The organism is Flavobacterium magnesitis (assembly GCF_041729735.1).
Lineage (GTDB): Bacteria > Bacteroidota > Bacteroidia > Flavobacteriales > Flavobacteriaceae > Flavobacterium > Flavobacterium magnesitis.
This window is the reverse complement of sequence record NZ_JBCFQK010000002.1, coordinates 247,775-270,317: the sequence shown is the minus strand read 5'-3', so window position 1 is coordinate 270,317 and position 22,543 is coordinate 247,775. Positions and strand designations below refer to the sequence as shown.

Here is a 22,543-nt window from a genome sequence, read left to right as displayed (position 1 = left end):
TCCTGTTTTAACAAAGGCTAATGAGCCTGATTTCGGTAAAGTAGTCTCTGTACTATCGTCATTGTCCACTGCTGTTCCTGATGTATCCTGAACATCTACTCCTTGTGGATCTTGTCCGATTGCAATTGCTGTATTGGTAACAACGCCTGCATCAATATCAGCCTGAGTGATAGCGTAATCTTGTGTTACTACTCCTGTTGCTAATGGCGCTAAAGTTGATGGAACTAATGCTAAATTAGTCACTCCCAGTTTGGCATCATTGATTACAATATTATCTACTGTTACGTTTCCTGTATTGGTTACCGTAAAAGTGTACGTAATGATATCGCCTACTACCGCTCTTGTGGCATCACCATTGTAAACTCCTGTCTTAACAAAGGCTAATTTTGGATCTTGACTCAATGGGGTTGCTGTACAATCAGCACATGTTGGATTTACTGGACATGTAGTACAAGGTGTAGGATCGGTAGAAGTAGCCGTTATATTAGTACCTATATTAGTTGTAGCACTAACCGTTGCTAAATTATAAACCACTCCTGCATCAATATCAGCCTGCGTAATATTATAAGTAGCAGTATAGCTTGTAGTATCATTAGAACCTGCAGTTAAACTAGCAATTGGAGTTCCAGATACAGTAGCAGTATCGTCTGTTAAAGTTACATTAGTTAAGGTTTCAAAACCTGTGTTTGTTATATTGAACGTATAATCAATTCTATCACCAACGTTTACAATTCCATCTGAATTAGCATCTACATAAATACCATCTTTAGTTAATGAAATTGATGATGAATTACACTCTAACCCACTTCCTGGACCTCCATCACTTTCGGAAGTATTAACAAATGCTCCATATACATCTATTGAATTGATAACACTTGCTAATGAACTTAGAGTCAATTTAATTTCGTCAAAAGGTAAGCTGGTTTTAAAACCTACATTGTATAAACCAGGCGTAGAACCTAAAATATCAATTCCTAAAAGAGATAAATCAATTAATTGACCTGCTGACCTTGCTTCTTGTAAAACACCGTTATTGTAGGTGCTAATTGTCAATGATTGAAGCAAATTAACCTGAGCTAATGTTCCTAAATCTCTAATAAGATATCCTGCAAAAGTTCCTTGAGGATAGGTAAACAAATGATCTTTTACCGCAACTGAACCCGAACCAAGTACTCCTGCAATCACCGTAATGTTAGCAAAATCAGTTTGATCAGCTGTTAATAAATTATTAGTATTATTCACAGCACAAGCTACACAAGCTACTCCATCAATTCCTGTATTGTCATTATTAATTGTTACTGGAAAAGCTGGATTTGACCAAACATAGTTTTCATTACACTCAACAATAGGGTCACATAATCTTTGGAAAACAGCATTATACACTTTAACCTGTCCTAAATTTACTGAAGCCACATTTTCAAAAGTAATTTGAACTTCATCAAAAGCTAATGTAGAAACAAAACCGACAGTATTTCTTCCTGTACCAACTAACAAATCAGTACCAACAGAAACTAAAGCACCATTACCTGTTTTTGTTTCTTGTTCAACACCATTTAAATAAGTTGTTACTCTTACTGCATCCAGAGCACCAACAGTAAGTAAAGCTGGATTTTCTATAGTATAACCAGCAAAAGTTCCTGCTGGATAATCGGTAATTTGCTCTTTAACAGATAAGCTTGCTCTTGTACCTATTCCAACTGCCAAATTAACTTCTGCAAAACTATTAAGATCTGCATCTATTAAATTATCCTGATTTACAATTGTACAACCTACACACGCAACACCATCAATACCTGAATTTACACTATTAATATAAACAGGATAGGTTGGAGCACTTATAACAGTTTGTACATTACATGCTAAAGCTGGACCTGCACAGAATTTTTGAAAAACAGCTCCATAAACTCTAGTTGTTCCTAGATTTAAACCAACGGTTTGGTTGACAGATAATTTAACTTCATCAAAATCCTGAGTACTAACAAATCCTAGTTTAAAACGACCTCCTGAAGAAAGCAATCCAACATTTGCTACTAAATTGCTTCCTGAAAATTCTTCCTGTAAACTTCCATTTAAATAAGTAGATACCACCACATTTCCTAAGGCAGCTACACTTAAAAGATTTGTGTTTTCAATTTCAAAACCAGCATAGGTTCCTGCTGGATGATCAGTAACCTGATCTTTTATTGCTATGCTTCCTGAAGCTAATAAACCAACAGTTAAATTAATTGACGCATAATCTGAATCACTAGAACTAATAGCATTTTCAACATCAGAAACACTTCCAACACTAACACCTGACATTCCTGTATTAGCATGACTTATAGCTACTGGATAAGTTGGCAAACTTAATTTAGTAACAGTATTACAATCTAAAGCTGGTCCTGCACAATATTGTCTTATAACCGCATGATATATATTAGTAGAACTCAACAAAGTCACTCCACCATTCAAAACAATTTCAACGGCGTCAAATGTTTGAGCGGTATTAAAACCAACAATATAATCAGTTGGACTAGAAAGTAATCCCAAACTTAATAAAGAGGCTCCTGAGAATGTTTCTCTTAAATCACCATCATTATATGTTCTTATAGTTACACCACTTAATAAATCCAAACTAAGTAATCCTCCACTAGGCGCAATTTTAAATCCTGCAAAAGTACCAGCTGCGTATGTTGAATTACCATCAGTAACTCTCAAGGAATGATTGAAACCTACATTAAGAGCTCCAAAACTAGCGGTGGCATAATCATTCTCGTTTGCATTAATCAAATTAGCCTCATTGCTAATATTACAACCTAAACAAACACCAATACCAGAAGTAAAAGTAGATGTTGAAACTGATAAATCATCAAAATTAGCAGACACAAAAGGTGTTGGGATTTCTGCATTACATTGCTGCCTAGCTGGGTTTGGTAAAGCAGTCTCTGTACTATCGTCATTATCTACTGCTGTCCCTGAGATATCTTGTACATTAATTCCTTCTGGGTCTTGCCCAATAGCAATTGCTGTATTAACTACAATTCCCGCATCAACATCAGCTTGGGTCACTACATAGTTCTGTGTAACAACTCCCGTTGCCGATGGTGCTAAACTTGATGGAACTAATGCTAAATTAGTCACTCCTAGTTTCGTATCATTAATAACAATATTGTTTACGGCTACATTTCCTGTATTGGTTACCGTAAAAGTATAAGCAATAATATCTCCTACTACTGCTTCAATTGGATCGCCATTGTAAACGCCTGTTTTAACAAAGGCTAATGATCCTGTTTTTGGGACATTAGTTTCGGTACTATCATCATTATCAACTGCTGTTCCTGAGATATCCTGAACATCTACTCCTTGTGGATCTTGACCTATAGTAATTGCTGTATTGGTAACAACGCCTGCATCAATATCAGCTTGGGTGATGATGTAATCTTGTGTTACCACTCCTGTTGCCGATGGTGCTAAGCTTGATGGAACTAATGCTAAATTAGCAACTCCTAGTTTTGCATCATTGATTACAATATTATCTACTGTTACGTTCCCTGTATTGGTTACTGTAAAGGTATAAGTAATGATATCTCCTACTACCGCTCTTGTTGCATCACCATTATAAACTCCTGTTTTAACAAAGGCTAATGAACCTGATTTTGGTAAAGTAGTATCGGTAGTATCGTCATTGTCTACTGCTGTTCCTGAGATATCCTGAACATCTACGCCTTGTGGATCTTGACCTACTGCAATTGCAGTATTAGTAACCACTCCTGCATCAATATCAGCTTGGGTGATAGTGTATTCTTGTGTTACCACTCCTGTTGCCGATGGAGCCAAACTTGCTGGAACTAATGCTAAATTAGTAACGCCTAGTTTTGCATCATTAATCACAATATTGTTTACCGTTACGTTTCCTGTATTAGTTACTGTAAAAGTATAAGTAACAGTATCACCTACTGCTGCTCTTGTAGCGTCACCATTATAAACAGCGGTTTTTACTAAAGCAATAGTTGGAGTTTGTGTTACAGGAGTTTCCGTAGCATCATTAGTTGTTAGTGTTGTTCCTGATACATCTGTAACATTATTATTCTGTGGATCTTTTGCTATTACTAATGCTGAGTTGGTAACTTTTCCAGCATCAATATCTGCCTGAGTAATTGCATAAGTTCCTGTGATACTCGTATTATTAGTAGCTCCTGGCGCTAAACTTGTTATAGGATTTCCTGTTACTGTTAAACCAACCAAAGGATCACTTACTACAATATTTTCTAATGTTGTAGTTCCTGTATTTATTACTTCGAAAGTATAAGTAATAGTATCTCCTAAAACTCTTGTTCCTGCAACTGCAGTTTTAACTAAAGCTATTGATGAAGTTTGAGTTACTGGTGTCTCCGTACTATCATCTGTACCAATTGTAGTTCCTGAGATATCAGTAACATCATTATTTAGTGGATCTTTTGCTGTTACTAATGCTGAATTAACCACTTTCCCTGCATCAATATCAGTTTGAGTAATAACATAAGTCCCTGTGATACTTGTATCTGTATCTCCTGGAGCTAAGCTAGCTATTGGACTTCCTGTTATAGTTAAACCAACTAAAGGATCAGTTACTACTATATCAGTTAAAGTTGTTGTTCCTGTATTTGTTACCGCAAAAGTATAAGTGATTGTGTCTCCTAAAACTCCTGTGCCACCAACACTTGCTGTTTTAACCAAAGCAATTGTTGATCTTTGACCAACTGGAGTTTCTGTATTATCATCTGTAGTCAAGGTAGTTCCTGAGATATCAGTAACATTATTATTCTGTGGATCTTGAGCTGTTACTAATGCCGAGTTAGTTACATTTCCTGCATCAACATCATCTTGAGTAATAGAATAAGTTCCTTTAATACTTATATTAGTAGCTCCAGGGGCTAAAGTAGCTATTGGATTTCCTGTTATAGTCAAACCAATCATTGGATCAGTTACTACTATATTTGTCAAAGTAGTTGTACCTGTATTTGTTACGGCAAAAGTATAAGTAATTGTTTCCCCTAAACCTCCTGTTCCTACAACACTTCCTGTTTTAACTAAAGCAATTGTATTAGTTTGGTTTACTGGTGTTTCTGTAGCATCATCAGTTGTTAATGTTGTACCTGAAATATCAGTAATATCATTATTCTGTGGGTCTTTTGATGTAACTAATGCTGAATTCGTTACTTTTCCTGCATCAACATCAGCTTGAGTAATAACATACGTTCCTGTTACATTAGTATTTGTAGCACCTGGAGCTAGAGTAGCTATAGGACTTCCTGATATTACTAAACCTACCATTGGGTCAGTCACTACAACATTAGTTAATGTTGTGTTTCCTGTATTGGTTACACTAAAAGTATAGGTAATAACATCACCTAAAACCCCTGTTCCTCCAACAGCTGCTGTTTTAACTAAAGCAATTGTATTTGTTTGAGTTATTGGTGTTGCTGTACAATCAGCACATGTTGGATTTACTGGACAAGTTGCACAAGGCGTAGGATCAGTAGAAGTAGCTGTTACAGGAGTGCCTAAATTAGTAGTAGCATTAACAGTTGCTAAATTATAAACTACTCCAGCATCAATATCAGCCTGAGTAATATTATAAGTAGCGGTATAGCTTGTAGCGTCATTAGCACCCGCTGTTAAACTAACAATTGGAGTTCCAGTTACTGTAGCAGTATCGTCTGTTATAGTAATATCTCTTAAGGTTTAAAAACCTGTATTTGTTATATTAAATGTATAATCAATTCTATCTCCAACGTTTACAATTCCATCTGAATTAGCGTCTACATAAATACCATCTTTAGCTACTGTAACCGATGAAGAATTACATTCTAAACCACTTCCAGTGCCTCCATCAGTTTCTGATGTATCAACAAATGCTCCATATACATCTATTGAGTTGATAACACTTGCTAGTGAATTCAAAGTAAGTCTTATTTCATCAAAAGCTAAATTTGTTTTAAAACCTACATTATATACTCCAGGAGTTGAACCTAAAATATCAATTCCTAAAAGTGACAAATCAATTAATTGACCTGCTGACCTTGCTTCTTGTAAAACACCATTATTGTAGGTACTAATTGTCAATGATTGAAGTAAATTAACCTGAGCTAATGTTCCTAAATCTCTGATAACATATCCTGCAAATGTTCCTTGAGGATAAGTAAACAATTGATCTTTTACTGCCACTGAACCTGAACCAAGTACTCCGGCAACCACTGTAATGTTAGCAAAATCAGTTTGATCAGCTGTTAATAAATTATCTGTATCATTTACCGCACAGGCAACACAAGCTACTCCATCAATTCCTGTTCTATCTCCATTAATTACAACTGGAAAAGCAGGATTTGACAACACATAATTTTCATTACACTCAACAACAGGATCACATAATCTTTGGAAAACAGCATTGTAAACTCTAACCTGTCCTAAATTTACTGAAGCTACGTTTTCAAAAGTAATTTGAACTTCATCAAAAGCTGTTGTAGACACAAAACCGACAGTGTTTCTTCCTGTACCAACTAACAAATCAGTGCCAACAGAAACTAAAGGACCATTACCCGTTTTTGTTTCTTGCTGAACACCGTTTAAATAAGTTGTTATTCTTACCGCATCTAAAGCACCAACAGTAAGTAAAGCTGGATTTTCTATAGTATAACCCGCAAAAGTTCCTGCTGGATAATCCGTAATTTGTTCTTTAACAGATAAACTACCTCTTGTTCCTACTCCAACTGCTAAATTAACTTCTGCATAATTAGTAAGATCCGCATCTACCAAATTATCTTGATTAACAACTGTACACAAAGCGCAAAGCACTCCATCAACACCTGTATTCTCACTATTAACATATACTGGATACGTTGGCGATGTCAAAGCTGTTTTTGTATTACAATCTAAAGCTGGTCCAGCACAAAATCTTTCAAAGACAGCATTATAAACTTTAACCTGCCCTAAATTTACTGAAGCCACATTTTCAAAAGTAATTTGAACTTCATCAAAAGCTAATGCAGATACAAAACCAATGGTTCTCCTTCCTGATCCACCCAGCAAATCAGTACCAACAGCAACTAAAGGACCATTACCGGTTTTTGTTTCTTGTTGAACACCATTTAAAAAAGTTGTTACTCTTACCGCACCCAGTGCATCAACATCTAGCAAGTTTGGATTCTCTACAATATAACCTGCAAAAGTTCCGGCTGGATAATCTGTAATTTGCTCTTTAACAGATAGACTTCCTCTTGTTCCTACTCCAACTGCTAAATTAACCTCGGCAAAACTATTAGGATCTGCATCTATTAAATTATCTTGATTAACTACTGTACATAATGCACAAAGTACCCCATCAATACCTGAATTTACATTATTAACATAAACAGGAAATGTTGGCGCAGTTAAAGCTGTTTTTGTATTACAATCTAAAGCTGGCCCAACACAAAAACTTTGAAAAACAGCTCCATAAACTCTAGTTGTTCCTAGATTCAAACCAACAGTTTGGTTAACAGATAATTTAACTTCATCAAAATCCTGAGTACTAACAAATCCTAATTTAAAACGACCTCCTGATGAAAGTAATCCAACATTTGCTACTAAATCACTTCCTGAAAATTCTTCTTGAAAACTTCCGTTTAAATAAGTAGATACCACCACATTTCCTAAAGCAGCTATACTTAAAAGATTTGTGTTTTCTATTTCAAAACCAGCATAAGTTCCTGCTGGATAATCAGTAAGCTGATCTTTTATTGCTATACTTCCTGAAGCTAGTAAACCAACCGTTAAATTAATCGATGCGTAATCAGAATCACTAGAGCTAATAGCATTTTCTGCATCAGCTACACTTCCCACACTAACACCTGACATTCCTGTATTATCCTGACTAATAGCAACTGGATAAGTTGGCAAACTTAATTTAGTAGCTGTATTACATACCAGGGCTGGACCTGCACAATATTCTCTTATAACGGCATGATATATATTAGTAGAGGTCAACAAAGATACTCCACCGTCCAAAACAATTTCAACCGCATCAAATGTTTGAGTTGTATTGAAACCAACAATATATTCACTTGGACCAGAAAGTAAATTTAAACTCAACAAAGAGGCTCCAGAGAATGTTTCTCTTAAATTGCCATCATTATAAGTTCTTATAGTTATACCATTTAATAGATCTAAACTAAGCAATCCACCACTAGGTGAAATTTTAAATCCTGCAAAAGTACCAGCTGCAAATGTGCTATTACCATCAGTAACTCTCAAGGAATGATTGGTACCAACACTTAATACTCCAAAATTAGCCGTGGCAAAATTAGTTAGACTTGCATCTATTAATCGGCTTTCATTATCTATACCGCAACCTACTAATCCAAGACATACACCAGTAGTATTTGTCGAAACTGATAAATTATCAAAATTAGCAGACACAAAAGGTGTTGGGATTTCTGCATTACATTCTTGTCCATAGGAATTTAAAGATAATAATATAAAACCTAAAATAAAGAACCATTGATTCAGTTTTTTTCTCAACTGTAGTACTTCAATAAAAATAGTATTTGATAAATCAGGGTAATTTTTTCTCATAATCCAAAGAGTTTAATTTTGACTTCAATCAATATTTAGGTTTATTTAATGCGAATAGTAGGACTACAAAAAACATAAAACCCAATAGCATAAAGATCTATCGACAAAATTAAATTATTGAATACGGATAAAATCATAATATCCGCTGAGATAAAACGATATCTTAACAAAATAAAAACTATTAAAAAATAGATAAAATTCAATTTAAAAACAGATTTATTCTTACAAAAAAAGTATGATTATATTGGTATATTTGTAAAATAGTAGAATTAGTGTTGATAAAAATCGCCTTTTGCATCATAGAAATTCTTACACTAGCATAAAATTATTTAACAAATCAACTTAGTATTTTTAAAATTGAAACAAGGAAAAGCAAATACCATTAGTTTTTTAATTATAATACTAACCGCTTGTTCCATGTTGATAGTAATTAACTTCTACACCATCAAAACATTGTCAGCTACTAGGGCTTATGTTAATGGTGAATCACATTATTCTAAAGGACATAATATTGCTACCCGGAATTTGATTAACTATATCTTTACTTATAAAAAAGAATATTGGACTAAATTCAAATCAAACCTTGACATACCCATAGGTGATGCTAAAGCCCGAATGGCATTAATAAAGAATCTTGATACCGAAACCATCAAACAAGGCTTTAGAGAAGGTCATAACGAAGAGGATGATCTAAATGATATGATTTGGTTGTTTAAAAACTTTAAAAACTACTCTTTTTTTAAAAAAGCAATTATTGAATGGGAATCTGGAGATGTCTTAAATATAAAATTGTACCAAATAGGATTTGATGTAAAAAAGAAAATAGACAACAATGAATTAGATTATGAAACAAAAATTCAAATTCTAGAACAATTAGACGAAATAAACAAAAAGATTTCCCTTAAACAAGATGCGTTTTCCCGATATTTAGGAGAAGGCACACGCCAGGTAAACAATTATCTTTTATTAGTAAACATCTTTTTCACCTTTATCATTATAGGCTCCATTAGTTTTTATTACAGCGCCATGCTGCAAAAAATAATAAAATCAAAACAAGAGCTAAATCAACAAAAAGAACAGCTCGAGGCTATAATTAACGATTTAGAAAAAACAAAACAAGATTTATCTACTGAAATTGTTCAACATAAAAAAATAATTGGCACCATCAGTCATGATATCAGAAGTCCTTTAAAATACATACAACTTATTGCAAAACATTTATGCACTAATACTAAGAAAACAAAAAATGAAGTAATATTTAAATATGCTAATTCAATCTACAAATCCTCATTGCAATTGTATGAATTTACCAAAACACTTATTGAATATTCTAAAATATACATTGAAGATCGAGATTACGACCAGAAAATTTATTCCGTATACGATTTGATTGAAGATAAAAAAGTTTTCTTTGAAGATATTGCCGCTAATAATGGCACCAAAATTATAAACAAAACCCCTTTAAAATTAAATTCAGATATCAACATTAGAATTGTTTCTATAATTATCCACAATCTATTAGATAATGCTGTAAAAAACACCAACTCGGGTACAATTGAAATAGGAGCTCAAACTGATTCTGATAAAATAACATATTGGGTAAAAGACACAGGCTCAGGAATGAGTCAGGACATTATTGATTATTACACTAATCTATTTAAAAATAGAGATGCTGAAAAACTAATTCTGAGCACCTACGGCATTGGTTTGCACCTAGTATTAGAATTATTAATCATCCTTAAAGGAAACATTTCATTTTCAAATCCAACAAATGGAGGTACAACTGTAACTATTGACATTTATTTTAAACCAAACAAGTCCTTATCATAAATAGTAAACTATGCAAAAAAATATCCTTATTGTTGATGACCATTTAGTTGTAAGAACAGGCGTTTCAATCATTTTAGAAGAAAAAATTAAAAACATCGCTATTTCTACTACTGAAAATTTCAATGAAACACTAAAAATATTAAAAGAGAAAATATTTGATTTAATTATTCTGGACATTAATATTCCTGGCGGACGAAATACTTCCATGATTGAAGTAATTAGAGACATTCAATCCGAAGTTAAAATACTAATATTTTCAGTTTACGAAGAAGAAACTCATGCCTGTCCTTATATCATTGCGGGTGCCAATGGTTATCTGAATAAATTAAGTGACAAAAAAAAGTTAACTGGTGCTGTAGATACTATTTTAAAAACAGGCAATTATCTAACTCCGGATATTATTAAAGAACTGGTAAAAGCTTCCACAAACAAACAAAGCATCAATCCATTAGATAAACTATCTAAAAGAGAAAGAGAAATTTCGGAGTTATTAGTCCAAGGAGATGGGAATATTGAAATCGCGAATAAATTAAGCATCCAACTCACGACTGTTAGCACACATAAAAACAAAATTTTCAATAAGTTAAATATCAAAAATATTGTAGAACTCATTGGTTTATTCAATAAATCAGTTGGTGTAGACAATTAAACTAATTCCTGAAAATATCGAAAAAAATTACACGCTATTCCATAAAAAAACCAGGTTCTTTTGTTATTTAAAAACCTAGCTTTTTTTACGAATTAAATAATGTTGTTATTACTGTTTATCGTCAAACTTTTCGTGTTTGATGATCTTAGCTTTAATCATAAAATGAACATGCTCTGCAATATTAGTACAATGTTCTGAAATTCGTTCCAGGTGTTTCAAAACCATCACTAAATTCATTCCTGAAACCACTGCCTTTGAGTTAGACTTCATTTCGTTCATTAAATTATGAATGGTATCATCAGTTCCTTTTTTGATACTATTATTTAAAACAAAAATCTCTCCAATAGTCGTTTCGCTTCTATCTAAAAAACATTGGTTCATTTTTTTTGTAATTTCTTCTACTTGCTTCGCCAATTCAGCCACATTAAATTTCACAATCAAATCGTGTTTATCCTTAATATTTTTTGAATTTTTAATCACACTAATAGCTAAATCCCCTATTCTTTCAATTTCATTACTAATTTGCATCGAAGCCATGATAAATCGCAAATCAGAAGCTACAGGTTGCTGTAAAGCAAAAATAGTTTGACAAATTTCATCTATTTTTACATCTAATTTATCGATTTTTTCTTCGTTTTTCTTAACCTCTTTTTTCTCAGCCATAGGCTCAGAAAGCAATGCTTTTACCGCCTCAATTAATTGATTTTCGGCAAGAGTACCTATCTTGACAATTACGTTTTTAAGTTTATCCAATTCTATTTCGAAGTGTGATGCCATTTTTTTAATTTTAAAGTTATCCGATTATAAAGTAGGAACAAATATCAACCAAATCTTCCTGTTATATAATCCTCCGTTTGCTGTATTGCTGGTTTTGTAAAAATTGTTTTTGTCTTATCACATTCAATCAATTTTCCCATATAGAAAAAAGCCGTATTATCACTTACACGTGCAGCTTGTTGCATATTATGAGTTACAATAACAATAGTATATTTATTTTTCAATTCGTGTATCAATTCCTCTATTTTTGAAGTTGAAATAGGATCTAATGCCGAAGTAGGCTCATCCATTAATAAAATAGAAGGTTGAATGGCCAATGCACGGGCAATACACAAACGCTGTTGTTGTCCGCCAGAAAGTTCAAATGCTGATTTTTTTAACTTATCTTTTACCTCATCCCAAAGCGCCACTTGCTCAATTGAGGTTACAACTCTTTCTTCAATAACATTTTTATCCTCAATTCCATTGACTCTTAAACCGTAAGCCACATTTTCATAGATAGTTTTTGGAAATGGATTTGGTTTTTGGAACACCATTCCCACATTCTTTCTCAAATCATCTACATTCGTATTTTTAAGATAAATATCATTTTGATCGATTAGAATAGTTCCTTCCATTCGGGTATTATCAATCAAATCATTCATTCGATTCAGCAAACGCAAGTAAGTAGACTTTCCACATCCTGAAGGACCAATAAGTGCCGTAACAGTGTTTTCCTTCATCGACAAAGAAATATCGTGTAAGGCTTGAGTTTCTCCGTAAAAAAAGTTTACGTTTCTGGATTCTATTTTATGCATGTTAATTCATTTTTACTTTTTTTCCGTAATATTTACGAAGTGCATTCGCTAATAAATTAGAAATTAATACAATTATAATTAAAATAAGTGCGGTTCCATAAGCCATTGCTCTGGACTTTTCAATATTGGTTCCACTGGTTGCAATTACATATAAATGATACGGCAAAGCCATAGCCTGATCAAAGATAGACGAAGGCAATTTTGGCAGAAAATAAGCCGCTACAGTAAATAAAATAGGAGCCGTTTCACCAGAAACCCTTCCGATAGAAAGAATCAAACCAGTAATTATATTAGGAAAAGCGATTGGTAAAACTACTTTGCTTGTGGTTTGCCATTTCGATGCTCCTAAACCTAAACTCGCTTGTCTAAAAGTCGAATCTACTGCCTTCAAAGATTCTTCGGTAGTTCTAATAACAACAGGAAGGACAAGCAAACCTAATGTTAATCCACCCGCTAAAATCGAATCGCCAAAACCCAGTTTATTTACAAACAAAGACATTCCAAATAATCCAAAAACAATGGATGGAACTCCCGCAAGATTATTGGTCATTTGCTTGATAATCTTTTTTGCCCAACCGTCTTTTACATATTCATTCATATAAATAGCGGCTAAAACGCCCACTGGAAATGCAAAAATCATACTGGCAAAAACCAAACAAAGCGTACCGACAATAGCCGGGAAAATTCCGCCTTCGGTCATTCCGTTACTTGGCATCGCACTAATAAATTCCCAACTTATTACTCCAATTCCTTTTATAACTATAAAAGCTAATATAACAAATAAAAGAGCTACAATAGCATAACTTATTGCCGTAAAAATTCCAAAAGCAATTTGCTGATTGATTTTCTTTTTTCGTGCTAATTTTTTTTCAGAATTCATTGTTAATGTTTTTTGTGTGATTGTTTGTTAGTGACTAATTCCACTAACATATTAATCCCAAATGTGATTAAGAATAAAATACAACCTAATGCAAATAAAGCTTCGTAATGCAAACCTCCGTTTGGTGCTTCACCCAATTCAGCTGCAATGGTTGCAGGAATGGTTCGTACTGGTGCTAAAAGAGTGTGCGGAATTACAGCAGCATTTCCAGTAACCATTAAAACCGCCATGGTTTCTCCAATAGCTCTACCAATTCCTAAAATAGCTCCCGCAGTAATTCCCGAAGCGGAATAAGGCATTACTACTTTATAAATAGTTTGCCACTTGGATGCGCCTAAAGCCAAACTAGCTTCTTTCATAGCGCGAGGTGTATTGCGCATCGCATCTTCTGAAATGGTAATAATAGTTGGCAAAGCCATGATGGCTAAAACCACACTTCCTGCCAATGCCGTTTCGCCCACAGGCAAATTAAAAGTACTTTGTATTAAAGGAACAATAACTACTAATCCAAAAAAACCATACACTACTGATGGAATTCCAGCTAACAATTCGATTAAAGGTTTTAATAAACTGCGGGTTCTTTTCTTGGCAATTTCGCTAAGATAAATTGCTGCTGCCAATCCAATAGGCAAAGCCAATAAAATAGCACCAAAGCTTACCCACAAAGTTCCATAGATTAAAGGCTTCACTCCCATTTGAGCGATGGGTTGTGCGGTAGGAAACCATTCTTCGCCAGACAAAAATTCCCAAACCTTAATTTTGTCAATATCTAACTCTTTTCCAACAAATTTATCCGACTTGTATTTGTCTGAAAAAAAAGCAATTATCCCAGGTTGTTTCTGGATTAATTCATTGATTTTATCTGGGAAATATTCAAAATTAGGTCCTAATTCTTCTTCGGTATAATAGTCCGTAATATCACTGGTCCTAAACAATACAATGGGGCTATCTTCTCCTCCTAACTGATTCCAATTAGTTATTTTTTTATCAAAAATATCTTTAATTTGGGAAGGATGAAGCGTCTTTACATTGTTAGTAGCATTAACTGCTAACAAATAACCGTCATCAATAGGTTTTCTGCTAAAAACTCCAGCTCCTTCAATAAATAGAAAAAAGACAATCAAGATTACCGTAATACTTGTAGCTGCACCACTTAGCATCAAAATAGTCTCTATGATTTTCTCTTTTAGCTGTTTCAAATTTGTTTTCAAATCAGTATGTTTTAATTTTCGCAAAACTACATCAGTCCTCAAGATTGAATGTTCTGTAGTTATTATGATTGGGTTAACTTAATGTTAAGGCAATGTTTGTAATTAAAAAATGGTATAAAAAAAGGTTATCAAACACGATAACCTTTTCTTAAATACTATATATAAAACAGGATTATTTTAATGGAATATAACCAATATCAGAAACTGTTTTTTGTCCTGCATCCGATAGCGCATAATCAATTACCGATTTTACTTTTGTTGCATTTGTTTTATCATACATATAAAACAATGGTCTTGAAATTGGATACGTTTTATCTTTAGCACTTTCTACTGATGGCTCAATAAAAGTTTTACCTTGATCATAAGAAACAGCTAACTCTTTTACTTCTTTAGTTTCATAAGCTAAACCAATGTAACCAATTGCGCCTTTAGTTTGACCAACAGCCTGAACAATAGCTCCTGTAGCTGGTAAACTCAACACATCAGTTGCATAGTTTTTATTGCCCATTACTTCTTCTTTAAAAAACTCATAAGTTCCTGAAGAAGATTCTCTTGAATAAGCTACGATTTTTGCATCAGCTCCCCCTACTTCTTTCCAGTTTTTAATTTCTCCAGTAAAAATCTTTTCTAATTGCTCACGAGTTAATTTAGAAACTCCGTTAGCTGGATTAACAATTACTGTTAGAGCATCAAAAGCAATTACAACTTGTTCAATCTCTTTTTTATTTTCAGAAAATTTTAATTTTTCTTCTGTCTTTAAATCTCTTGAAGCCATTGCAATATCAGTAGTTCCATCAATTAGAGCAGTAACTCCTACTCCTGATCCTCCACCTACAACTGTAATACTGATAGTTGCATCTGATTTCATCAAATCTTCAGCTTCTTTTTGTGCCAATGGCAAAACAGTATCACTCCCTTTTATGGTTACCGAAACAGCTGCTGCTTTATCTTCAGAACCTTTTTCATCTGTTTTAGCCTTACCACAACTCAACATACCTATTAAAGGTAAAATCAAAAACAATTTAACTTTATTCATTTTTATGATTTAATTTAATTTTGTACAAATGTATTTCTCTAATGTTATCTCAACGTTAATCCCGCATTATGTAATGTTTATATATAATTAAAAATATTATTTAATCATTTGATTTACAGCTACTTTATTAAAAATTAAACTGTGCTTGCAATCGCAATAAATTCCCTCTTTGTCTGTTGTCTGGTAGCGCACTATCTTCAAAAGTTCTATCAGCAATTACCCATTCTGCCACTAATTCAAATGCTTTAAAAGGCTGCCATTCAAAACCTAATTCGTAATCTCTTACTACATAACTTCTAGCATCTTTTTCATGCTTTTTTCCTCCATCATAATATTGGAATTTAGCAAAAGGATATAATAATTTATTTTTAGGCAAATCAATTTTATAATTTAAAGTTACATACCCACCTTCTAAGTCAGACACATCAACTGTATTAGTTGTTTTGTTGTAACGAGGTCCTTTACCTACATTGTACTCTACCTGAATCCCAAACGGTCTTGGATACATAATAAAAGAAGCAGCCACACGTTGATCTAATGTATTTTGTTTATTAGCAGTAGTAACCCCAGTAGAAAGTTCATTTGTAAAAGCCCATCTTCCAGTGTAAGCCTGAATTCCTGGCTCGATAATTTGGTTTCCAACAACAAAAGGATAACTAAAACGAGTTACAACATGCAGGTTTCTATTAGCCTCTGATTTATTAGCTGTTTGTCCATTGTACGCTCCAAAAGCAAACACGCCGTAATCTCCAGAACCTTTGTAACCGTCTCTGATTAACATCGTAAAACGCTCTCTAACCGCAGCTGGTGCCCAGTAAAAAAAAGCTCCTAAATCACGTTCATTTACAACAGCACTATTCAAAGCATCATTACGATCTAATGTTAGTCGGTTTTGACTTGATTGCATGTTTTCAAAACCAAAAGGCACTTTACTTTGTCCTAAACGAACTCTAAACTCTCTTTTTTTATCGAATGACAAATCAAAATAAGCATCTCTTAATTGCACAAAATGATTCGCCCCAGAAACAGGAGAACTAGCAAAATCAGGTTGAATATAAAGATATACATTCGGGTGAATTTGTCCTGAAAACACAATACGAGTACGTCTTAGAAAAAGTCCATTATTTGCTTTTGCATCTGGATCTGTTGAAGTGGTTCCCCAGGATTTATCACATTGCTCACAAGCTACTTTATCATTTGAAGACAACAATCCATTGTATCTTACTTGCACATAACCTCTAATTCCAATATTATCATACCAACGTTCTTTTTTCTCCGTTTTTTCTAATTTCTCAGTAGCAACTAATTCCTCCTGCTCTTTTTCTTTTTCTTTATTAACTGAATTAATAGAATCTAAAATACGAACTACTTCTCTTTTAATTTCCTCTTTTTTAACGTCTTGAGCATTCATCAAACACGAAACAAGTAGTAAACCTGTAAATAAAAATTTTCTCATTTTAACTAAAAATCAATATTATATTATTTTTGCGCAAAATTAATGTTAAACTTCTTTTCAGATATTAAGCCTGAGTTATCATAAAGACACTATAACGTAAACATTTGTTCACATTAGCATCTTTACGTTGTCAGAAAACCAACACACCAGAACCTAAAAGTCAATAATAACAAGACCTAAGAAACTTTTTTCTGTTAACATTAACTTAACATTAGAAAAATAAAACTTTCTTTAATTTTTGGCACAAAAAAAAGGCAGAATTGAATTAACAACTCTGCCCTTTGACTTTATATTTAATAGAAAATCTATTTATTCCTCAGTAATAATTTCTTTTTTCTTCTTTGCTCTTTCGATAGTAAATGAAAACTCTGAACCAATACCATATTCACTTTCTACATATATTTTCTCTTTGTGCGCTTCAATAATATGTTTTACAATGGCTAATCCTAATCCAGAACCACCTTCAGATCGAGAACCACTTTTATTCACACGATAAAAACGTTCAAAAAGCCTTGGTATGTTTTGTTTTTCAATTCCTTCGCCATCATCACTTATTCGAACCAATACTTTTTCCTTGGTTAAACCTACAACAGCCACTTCAGTAGTTCCGTCTTTTTTACCGTACTTAATGGAGTTGACAATTAGGTTTTCAATTACTTGCTGAATTCTATCTTTATCGGCTTTTACAAAATTGGGACGAATGTATTCATTTTCGAATGTCAAAGTGATTTTTTTCTTATCCGCTTTCATTTCTAATAGTTCAAAAATATTCCGAATCAATTCTACAATATCAAATTCTGTGATTTCTAAATTCAAATCGCCCGATTCTAATTTGGTAATCATATCCAAATCTTCTACTATATATATTAAACGCTCTACACCTTTATCGGCACGTTTTAAATATTTTTTTCGAATATTCTTATCTTCCATTGCTCCATCCAGCAATGTAGAAATATAACCCTGAACCGTAAAAAGCGGGGTTTTTAATTCATGCGAAATATTTCCTAGAAACTCTCTTCGGTATTCTTCACGAACTTGCAACATTTCAATTTCCAATTTCTTATCAGTAGCAAACTTTTTAACCTCTCTGGTTAAAGTTTCCATATCTGTAGTAATGGGCTGATTGATAAGTGTACTGGATTCTAACAAAGAAACATCGTCGTAGATTTTTTTTACTCTTCTGTAAATAAAACGTTCTACACGGTATTGTAACACTAAAAACGAGAAGAGATAAATAGCAAAAACAAAAGCGATACCAAAAAGCACTAAGTTTTTAGTATTGGCATTAAAAATAACCATTGCCAAAAAAACAACAAAAGCTGTAGAAAAAATACTGATGTAAAATGCCGACTTTATGGCAAACTTGTATGTTTTTTTAAAACTAATTTTCATTTATTCGTCTTTATTCTTAAATAACAACAACCCTATCTTTTTTTAACTATATAAGTCAGATAAGTTTTTGGTCTTTGGTTATTTACAAAAATATGATTTTAAAAATAAGAGCGTATAAGCATAAGAACAAAAGAAAATCTCATTACCTTAAATTGTTATTCCTACTGAAATAGAATGTTTAATTTAGACAATCTCTTATATGAACTTCTCTTATAAAAAGAAAAGCCTAACATAACATCAGATAAACTTATATGACTTATATGGTTTAAAAACCAATATTACACTTCAAACTTATACCCTACTCCTTTTATAGTTTTAAAAAGATCATCTCCTATTTTCTCACGAAGTTTTCTAATATGCACATCGATGGTTCTTCCACCTACAACTACTTCATTCCCCCAAACTTTATCTAAAATCTCGTCTCTTTTAAATACTTTTCCAGGTTTTGAAGCCAATAGATAAAACAATTCAAATTCTTTTCTAGGCAAAGCAATCTCGATATTGTCTTTTATAATCTTGTATTCTTCACGATTGATTTCGATTCCACCTACATTTAACGTTTCGCTATCTTGCTCGCTTGTTTCTTTTAATCTTCGTAACAAAGCTTTTACCTTACTTACTAATAACTTTGGCTTAATTGGTTTTGTAATATAATCATCTGCTCCCACATCAAACCCTGCTACCTGAGAATAGTCTTCGCTTCTTGCTGTCAAGAATGTTATAATTACGTTGCTCAATTCAGGAATGTTTCTAATGTTTTCACAAGCTTCCATGCCGTCCATTTCAGGCATCATTACATCCATAATAATCAAGTCTGGCAATTCTTTTTTGGCTTTGGCTATTGCCTCTCTACCGTTAGAAGCAGTAACAATTTGATACCCTTCCTGAGCTAAGTTATAACCAACAATTTCTAAAATATCCGGTTCATCATCAACCAGTAAAATCTTTGTATTTTTCTTTTTCATAATCTAGCAAATTTTCTTTTGCGTTGTAAATGTAACAATAAAAAAACAGCATAAAACTCGTGTTAACCGTAATTTAAAGAGATAACAATTTGGTAATACTACAGCAACATAATCGTAACAACTGATTAACACCAACTTTACAAAGCTAGCATTTCTTTGCAAAAAATTTAATCAATTATGAAACTTAGATTATTTATTCTAACACTTTTTATTACAACACTTAGCTTTGCTCAGAGTAAAGGTACGATATCAGGATTAATAACGGACAAAGATTCTAACAATGAAACATTACCCTTTGCTAATGTTTTTGTAAAAGGAACTAAAATCAATGCTACTACAGATATTGATGGAAAATACTCTATTAGTATCACCCCAGGAAATTATATTATTCAATACACATTTGTAGGCTACGAACCAAAGGAAATCTCTGTAAAAGTAACAGAAGGAGCTAAACTGGTCATCAATCAGGAATTATCATCTGGAGCCTATGCACTGGAAGATGTAGTTATAAAATCTACGTTTAATAGACAAAAAGAGACTGCATTATTATTAGAACAAAAAAATGCAGTTGAAATTAAGCAAAATATTGGTGCGCAGGAACTTTCAAGAAAAGGTGTTGGTGATGTAGCTGCGGCTGTAGCCAAAACATCGGGCGTTTCAAAACAAGAAGGAAGTAACAACGTTTATGTAAGAGGACTTGGTGACCGTTATAATTCTACTTCGATGAACGGATTGCCCATTCCATCTAATGATCCACAAAAAAAGAATATTGCTCTTGATCTTTTTTCAACTGACATTGTTGAGTACATTTCAATTGACAAAGTTTATGGTTCAAGGATGTATGGCGATTTTGCAGGAGGAAATGTAGATATCGTATCTAAAGATTACCGTGGAGAAGGTATGTTCGAAATTTCATTAGGTTCTAAAATTAACACCAATGCAGTACAAAAAAATGATAATTTTTTATTGCAACAAGGCCCAAGCAAATTAGGTTTTGTTTCTTATGGAGTTCCTAAAAATCCACTAACAGGATACAATTTTGAAAACAGCTTAAATCCTGAAAAACAAACTCCTTTTGGAGGAAACTTTAGCCTGAAAGCAGGAAAAAGTTTCAACATTGGCGAGGAAGGAAAACTAAGCCTGTTTGCTACTGCTAGTTTTAACAATGGTTACGAATTTAGAGAAGGGCTAACTCAAAGCATCAATGCTCAGGGTGCATCATTAAAATCTTTTCAACAAGAAAAATATTCTTACAACACCAACACTACCGGTATGTTCAATGCTAATTATCGTCTGAACAAAAACCATAAAATTGGATACAACTTTTTGTTCGTTAATTCATCTGAACAAACTAGAGACACTTATTTTGGAAGTGATCGTGATTTTGATAATGCAGATGCTAGCCTTCAAGTTCAAAGAGGTACGTTTACACAAAATTCAGTTTTCATTAATCAGCTTTTAGGAAATGACAAAATAACTGATAAAATTGATCTTGACTGGGGGCTTTCATATAACACTGTAAAAGGCGATATGCCAGATAGAACCCAAAATAAAATGTTCTATAACCCAACAACCGACATTTACACAATTGCTCAAAGAACCACTACTGACAACCAAAGGTATTTCCAAGATCTTACAGAAGACGAAATAGCAGCTAACCTTGCTCTAACTTACAAACTAGGAGATAATGAAAATGGTGATTCAAAAGGAAAAATAGTTGTAGGTTACAACGGTAGGTTTAAAAAACGTGAATTTGAAGCTATTCAGTTTAATTTCAACGCAAGCCAGACTGGTCAAAACACAAGTGTAAATCCAAACAATTTAGACGACTTTTTTAATCAGCAAAATTATAATGAAGGCCTATTCTCAATTGCAGCTTTTGCTGGAATGACACCTCAAACTTATGGTGGAGATCAGGATATACATTCAGGGTTTGGTAACATAGAATATAAATTATCCGACAAGTTAAGCTCTATGTTAGGTTTAAGATATGAAAAGATATCTCAAACAGTTAACTGGAGAACACAACTTGATGCAGCAGGAGGAACAAATACATTTGACAGAAACGAATTTTTACCAAGTCTTGTCTTGAAGTATGAATTGAACGAAAAGCAAAATCTTCGTTTAGCATCTAGTAAAACCTATACACTACCACAATTTAAAGAACGTGCTTTGTTTATTTATGAAGATGTAATGCAATCTGAAATTGGTAATCCATATTTGTACCCTTCACAAAATTATAATCTTGACCTGAAATGGGAAATGTTTCCAAAAAGTGATGAGTTATTATCTGTAACTGCTTTTGGAAAATATATCTTAGACCCAATTAATCAAATTGTTGTCGCTTCTTCTTCAAATGACATTTCTTTTGTAAATATTGGAGATAGTGGCTATGCTTACGGAGTTGAGTTGGAGACTAGAAAAAATATTTTTGAAATAGAAGGAGAATACACTAACAAACTTTCTTTTGGATTTAATGCTTCTTTCATGAAAACACATCAGGATATTGATGCTGAAAAAGTTAGAGAAGAAACAGAGGGCAGACTAAACATTAACACAACTGATAACAGTTCAGGTTTTACAGGAGCTTCTGATATGATTTTAAATGCTGATTTATCATACACTAAAAACTTCAGAAACGACTCTGGAATTATGGCAACCTTAGCTTACAATCATTATTCTGACAAACTTTTTGCTATTGGAAATGAACAAAAAGGAAATTTAGTTGATAAAGCTATGGGATCTTTAGATCTGGTTTTCAAAACAAAACTTAACAAAAGCTTCGGGATTGACTTTGGAGCGAGAAACCTTTTAAATCCAGAATTCAAAAGAGTTCAGGAAAATGCTGGTGGAGACGTTTTGGTTTTCGACTATAAAAAAGGAATCACTTTTGGATTAGGAATGAGTTACCAGTTCTAAAATAGACCCAAAATTATTTGGTTATAATTCCTTAACATTTAGGTAAAAAACATATAACAA

General features: G+C 33.2%; 13 protein-coding genes. 3 read left to right on the top strand and 10 right to left on the bottom strand.

The annotated features are described in order from the left end of the window. On the bottom strand, window positions 1-5,691 hold a 5,691-nt coding region (locus tag AAGV33_RS02980; RefSeq protein ID WP_461782336.1), incomplete at its 3' end, for a beta strand repeat-containing protein. A gap of 12 nt (window positions 5,692-5,703) precedes the next feature. Then, window positions 5,704-8,571, bottom strand: coding sequence for a hypothetical protein (locus AAGV33_RS02970; RefSeq protein WP_373390456.1), 2,868 nt, complete (start codon window positions 8,569-8,571; stop codon window positions 5,704-5,706). A 417-nt stretch (window positions 8,572-8,988) separates the two neighbouring features. Here AAGV33_RS02970 and AAGV33_RS02965 point away from each other — a divergent pair, with 417 nt between their 5' ends. Further along, the gene (locus tag AAGV33_RS02965; protein ID WP_373390454.1) at window positions 8,989-10,401 is read left to right on the top strand and encodes a sensor histidine kinase; all 1,413 of its coding nucleotides are present in this window, start codon (window positions 8,989-8,991) and stop codon (window positions 10,399-10,401) included. A 10-nt stretch (window positions 10,402-10,411) separates the two neighbouring features. Beyond that, window positions 10,412-11,050 (top strand): response regulator, encoded by a 639-nt coding sequence (locus AAGV33_RS02960; RefSeq protein ID WP_373390452.1) that lies wholly within the window; start codon window positions 10,412-10,414, stop codon window positions 11,048-11,050. A gap of 108 nt (window positions 11,051-11,158) precedes the next feature. Here AAGV33_RS02960 and phoU read toward each other — a convergent pair whose 3' ends face one another. The 8 genes from phoU to AAGV33_RS02920 all read right to left on the bottom strand — a co-directional run bounded on the left by phoU (window position 11,159) and on the right by AAGV33_RS02920 (window position 19,564). Next, window positions 11,159-11,827 carry a phosphate signaling complex protein PhoU gene (gene phoU / locus AAGV33_RS02955; protein WP_373390450.1) on the bottom strand — a complete coding sequence of 223 codons (669 nt, stop codon included), beginning with the start codon at window positions 11,825-11,827 and terminating at the stop codon, window positions 11,159-11,161. Window positions 11,828-11,871: 44 nt separating this feature from the next. Beyond that, window positions 11,872-12,624: a phosphate ABC transporter ATP-binding protein PstB gene (gene pstB, locus AAGV33_RS02950; protein ID WP_373390449.1), complete on the bottom strand. Its 753-nt coding sequence runs from the start codon at window positions 12,622-12,624 to the stop codon at window positions 11,872-11,874. Between the two features lies 1 nt (window position 12,625). Beyond that, window positions 12,626-13,504 carry a phosphate ABC transporter permease PstA gene (gene pstA, locus AAGV33_RS02945; protein WP_373390447.1) on the bottom strand — a complete coding sequence of 293 codons (879 nt, stop codon included), beginning with the start codon at window positions 13,502-13,504 and terminating at the stop codon, window positions 12,626-12,628. A gap of 2 nt (window positions 13,505-13,506) precedes the next feature. Further along, entirely contained in the window at window positions 13,507-14,715 is a 1,209-nt protein-coding gene (pstC, locus tag AAGV33_RS02940) for a phosphate ABC transporter permease subunit PstC (RefSeq protein ID WP_373390446.1), read from the bottom strand. A 172-nt stretch (window positions 14,716-14,887) separates the two neighbouring features. After that, window positions 14,888-15,751 carry a PstS family phosphate ABC transporter substrate-binding protein gene (locus AAGV33_RS02935; RefSeq protein WP_373390444.1) on the bottom strand — a complete coding sequence of 288 codons (864 nt, stop codon included), beginning with the start codon at window positions 15,749-15,751 and terminating at the stop codon, window positions 14,888-14,890. A 127-nt stretch (window positions 15,752-15,878) separates the two neighbouring features. Beyond that, window positions 15,879-17,207, bottom strand: coding sequence for a porin (locus AAGV33_RS02930; protein ID WP_373390443.1), 1,329 nt, complete (start codon window positions 17,205-17,207; stop codon window positions 15,879-15,881). A 309-nt stretch (window positions 17,208-17,516) separates the two neighbouring features. Continuing rightward, window positions 17,517-18,599, bottom strand: coding sequence for a sensor histidine kinase (locus tag AAGV33_RS02925; protein ID WP_373390442.1), 1,083 nt, complete (start codon window positions 18,597-18,599; stop codon window positions 17,517-17,519). Between the two features lie 278 nt (window positions 18,600-18,877). Next, window positions 18,878-19,564, bottom strand: coding sequence for a response regulator transcription factor (locus AAGV33_RS02920; protein WP_373390440.1), 687 nt, complete (start codon window positions 19,562-19,564; stop codon window positions 18,878-18,880). Window positions 19,565-19,741: 177 nt separating this feature from the next. On the opposite strand from AAGV33_RS02920, the gene AAGV33_RS02915 reads away from it, so the two are divergent. Beyond that, a complete protein-coding gene (locus AAGV33_RS02915) occupies window positions 19,742-22,483 on the top strand; it encodes a TonB-dependent receptor (protein WP_373390439.1) in 2,742 nt (913 codons plus the stop codon). Window positions 22,484-22,543: the final 60 nt, after the last annotated feature.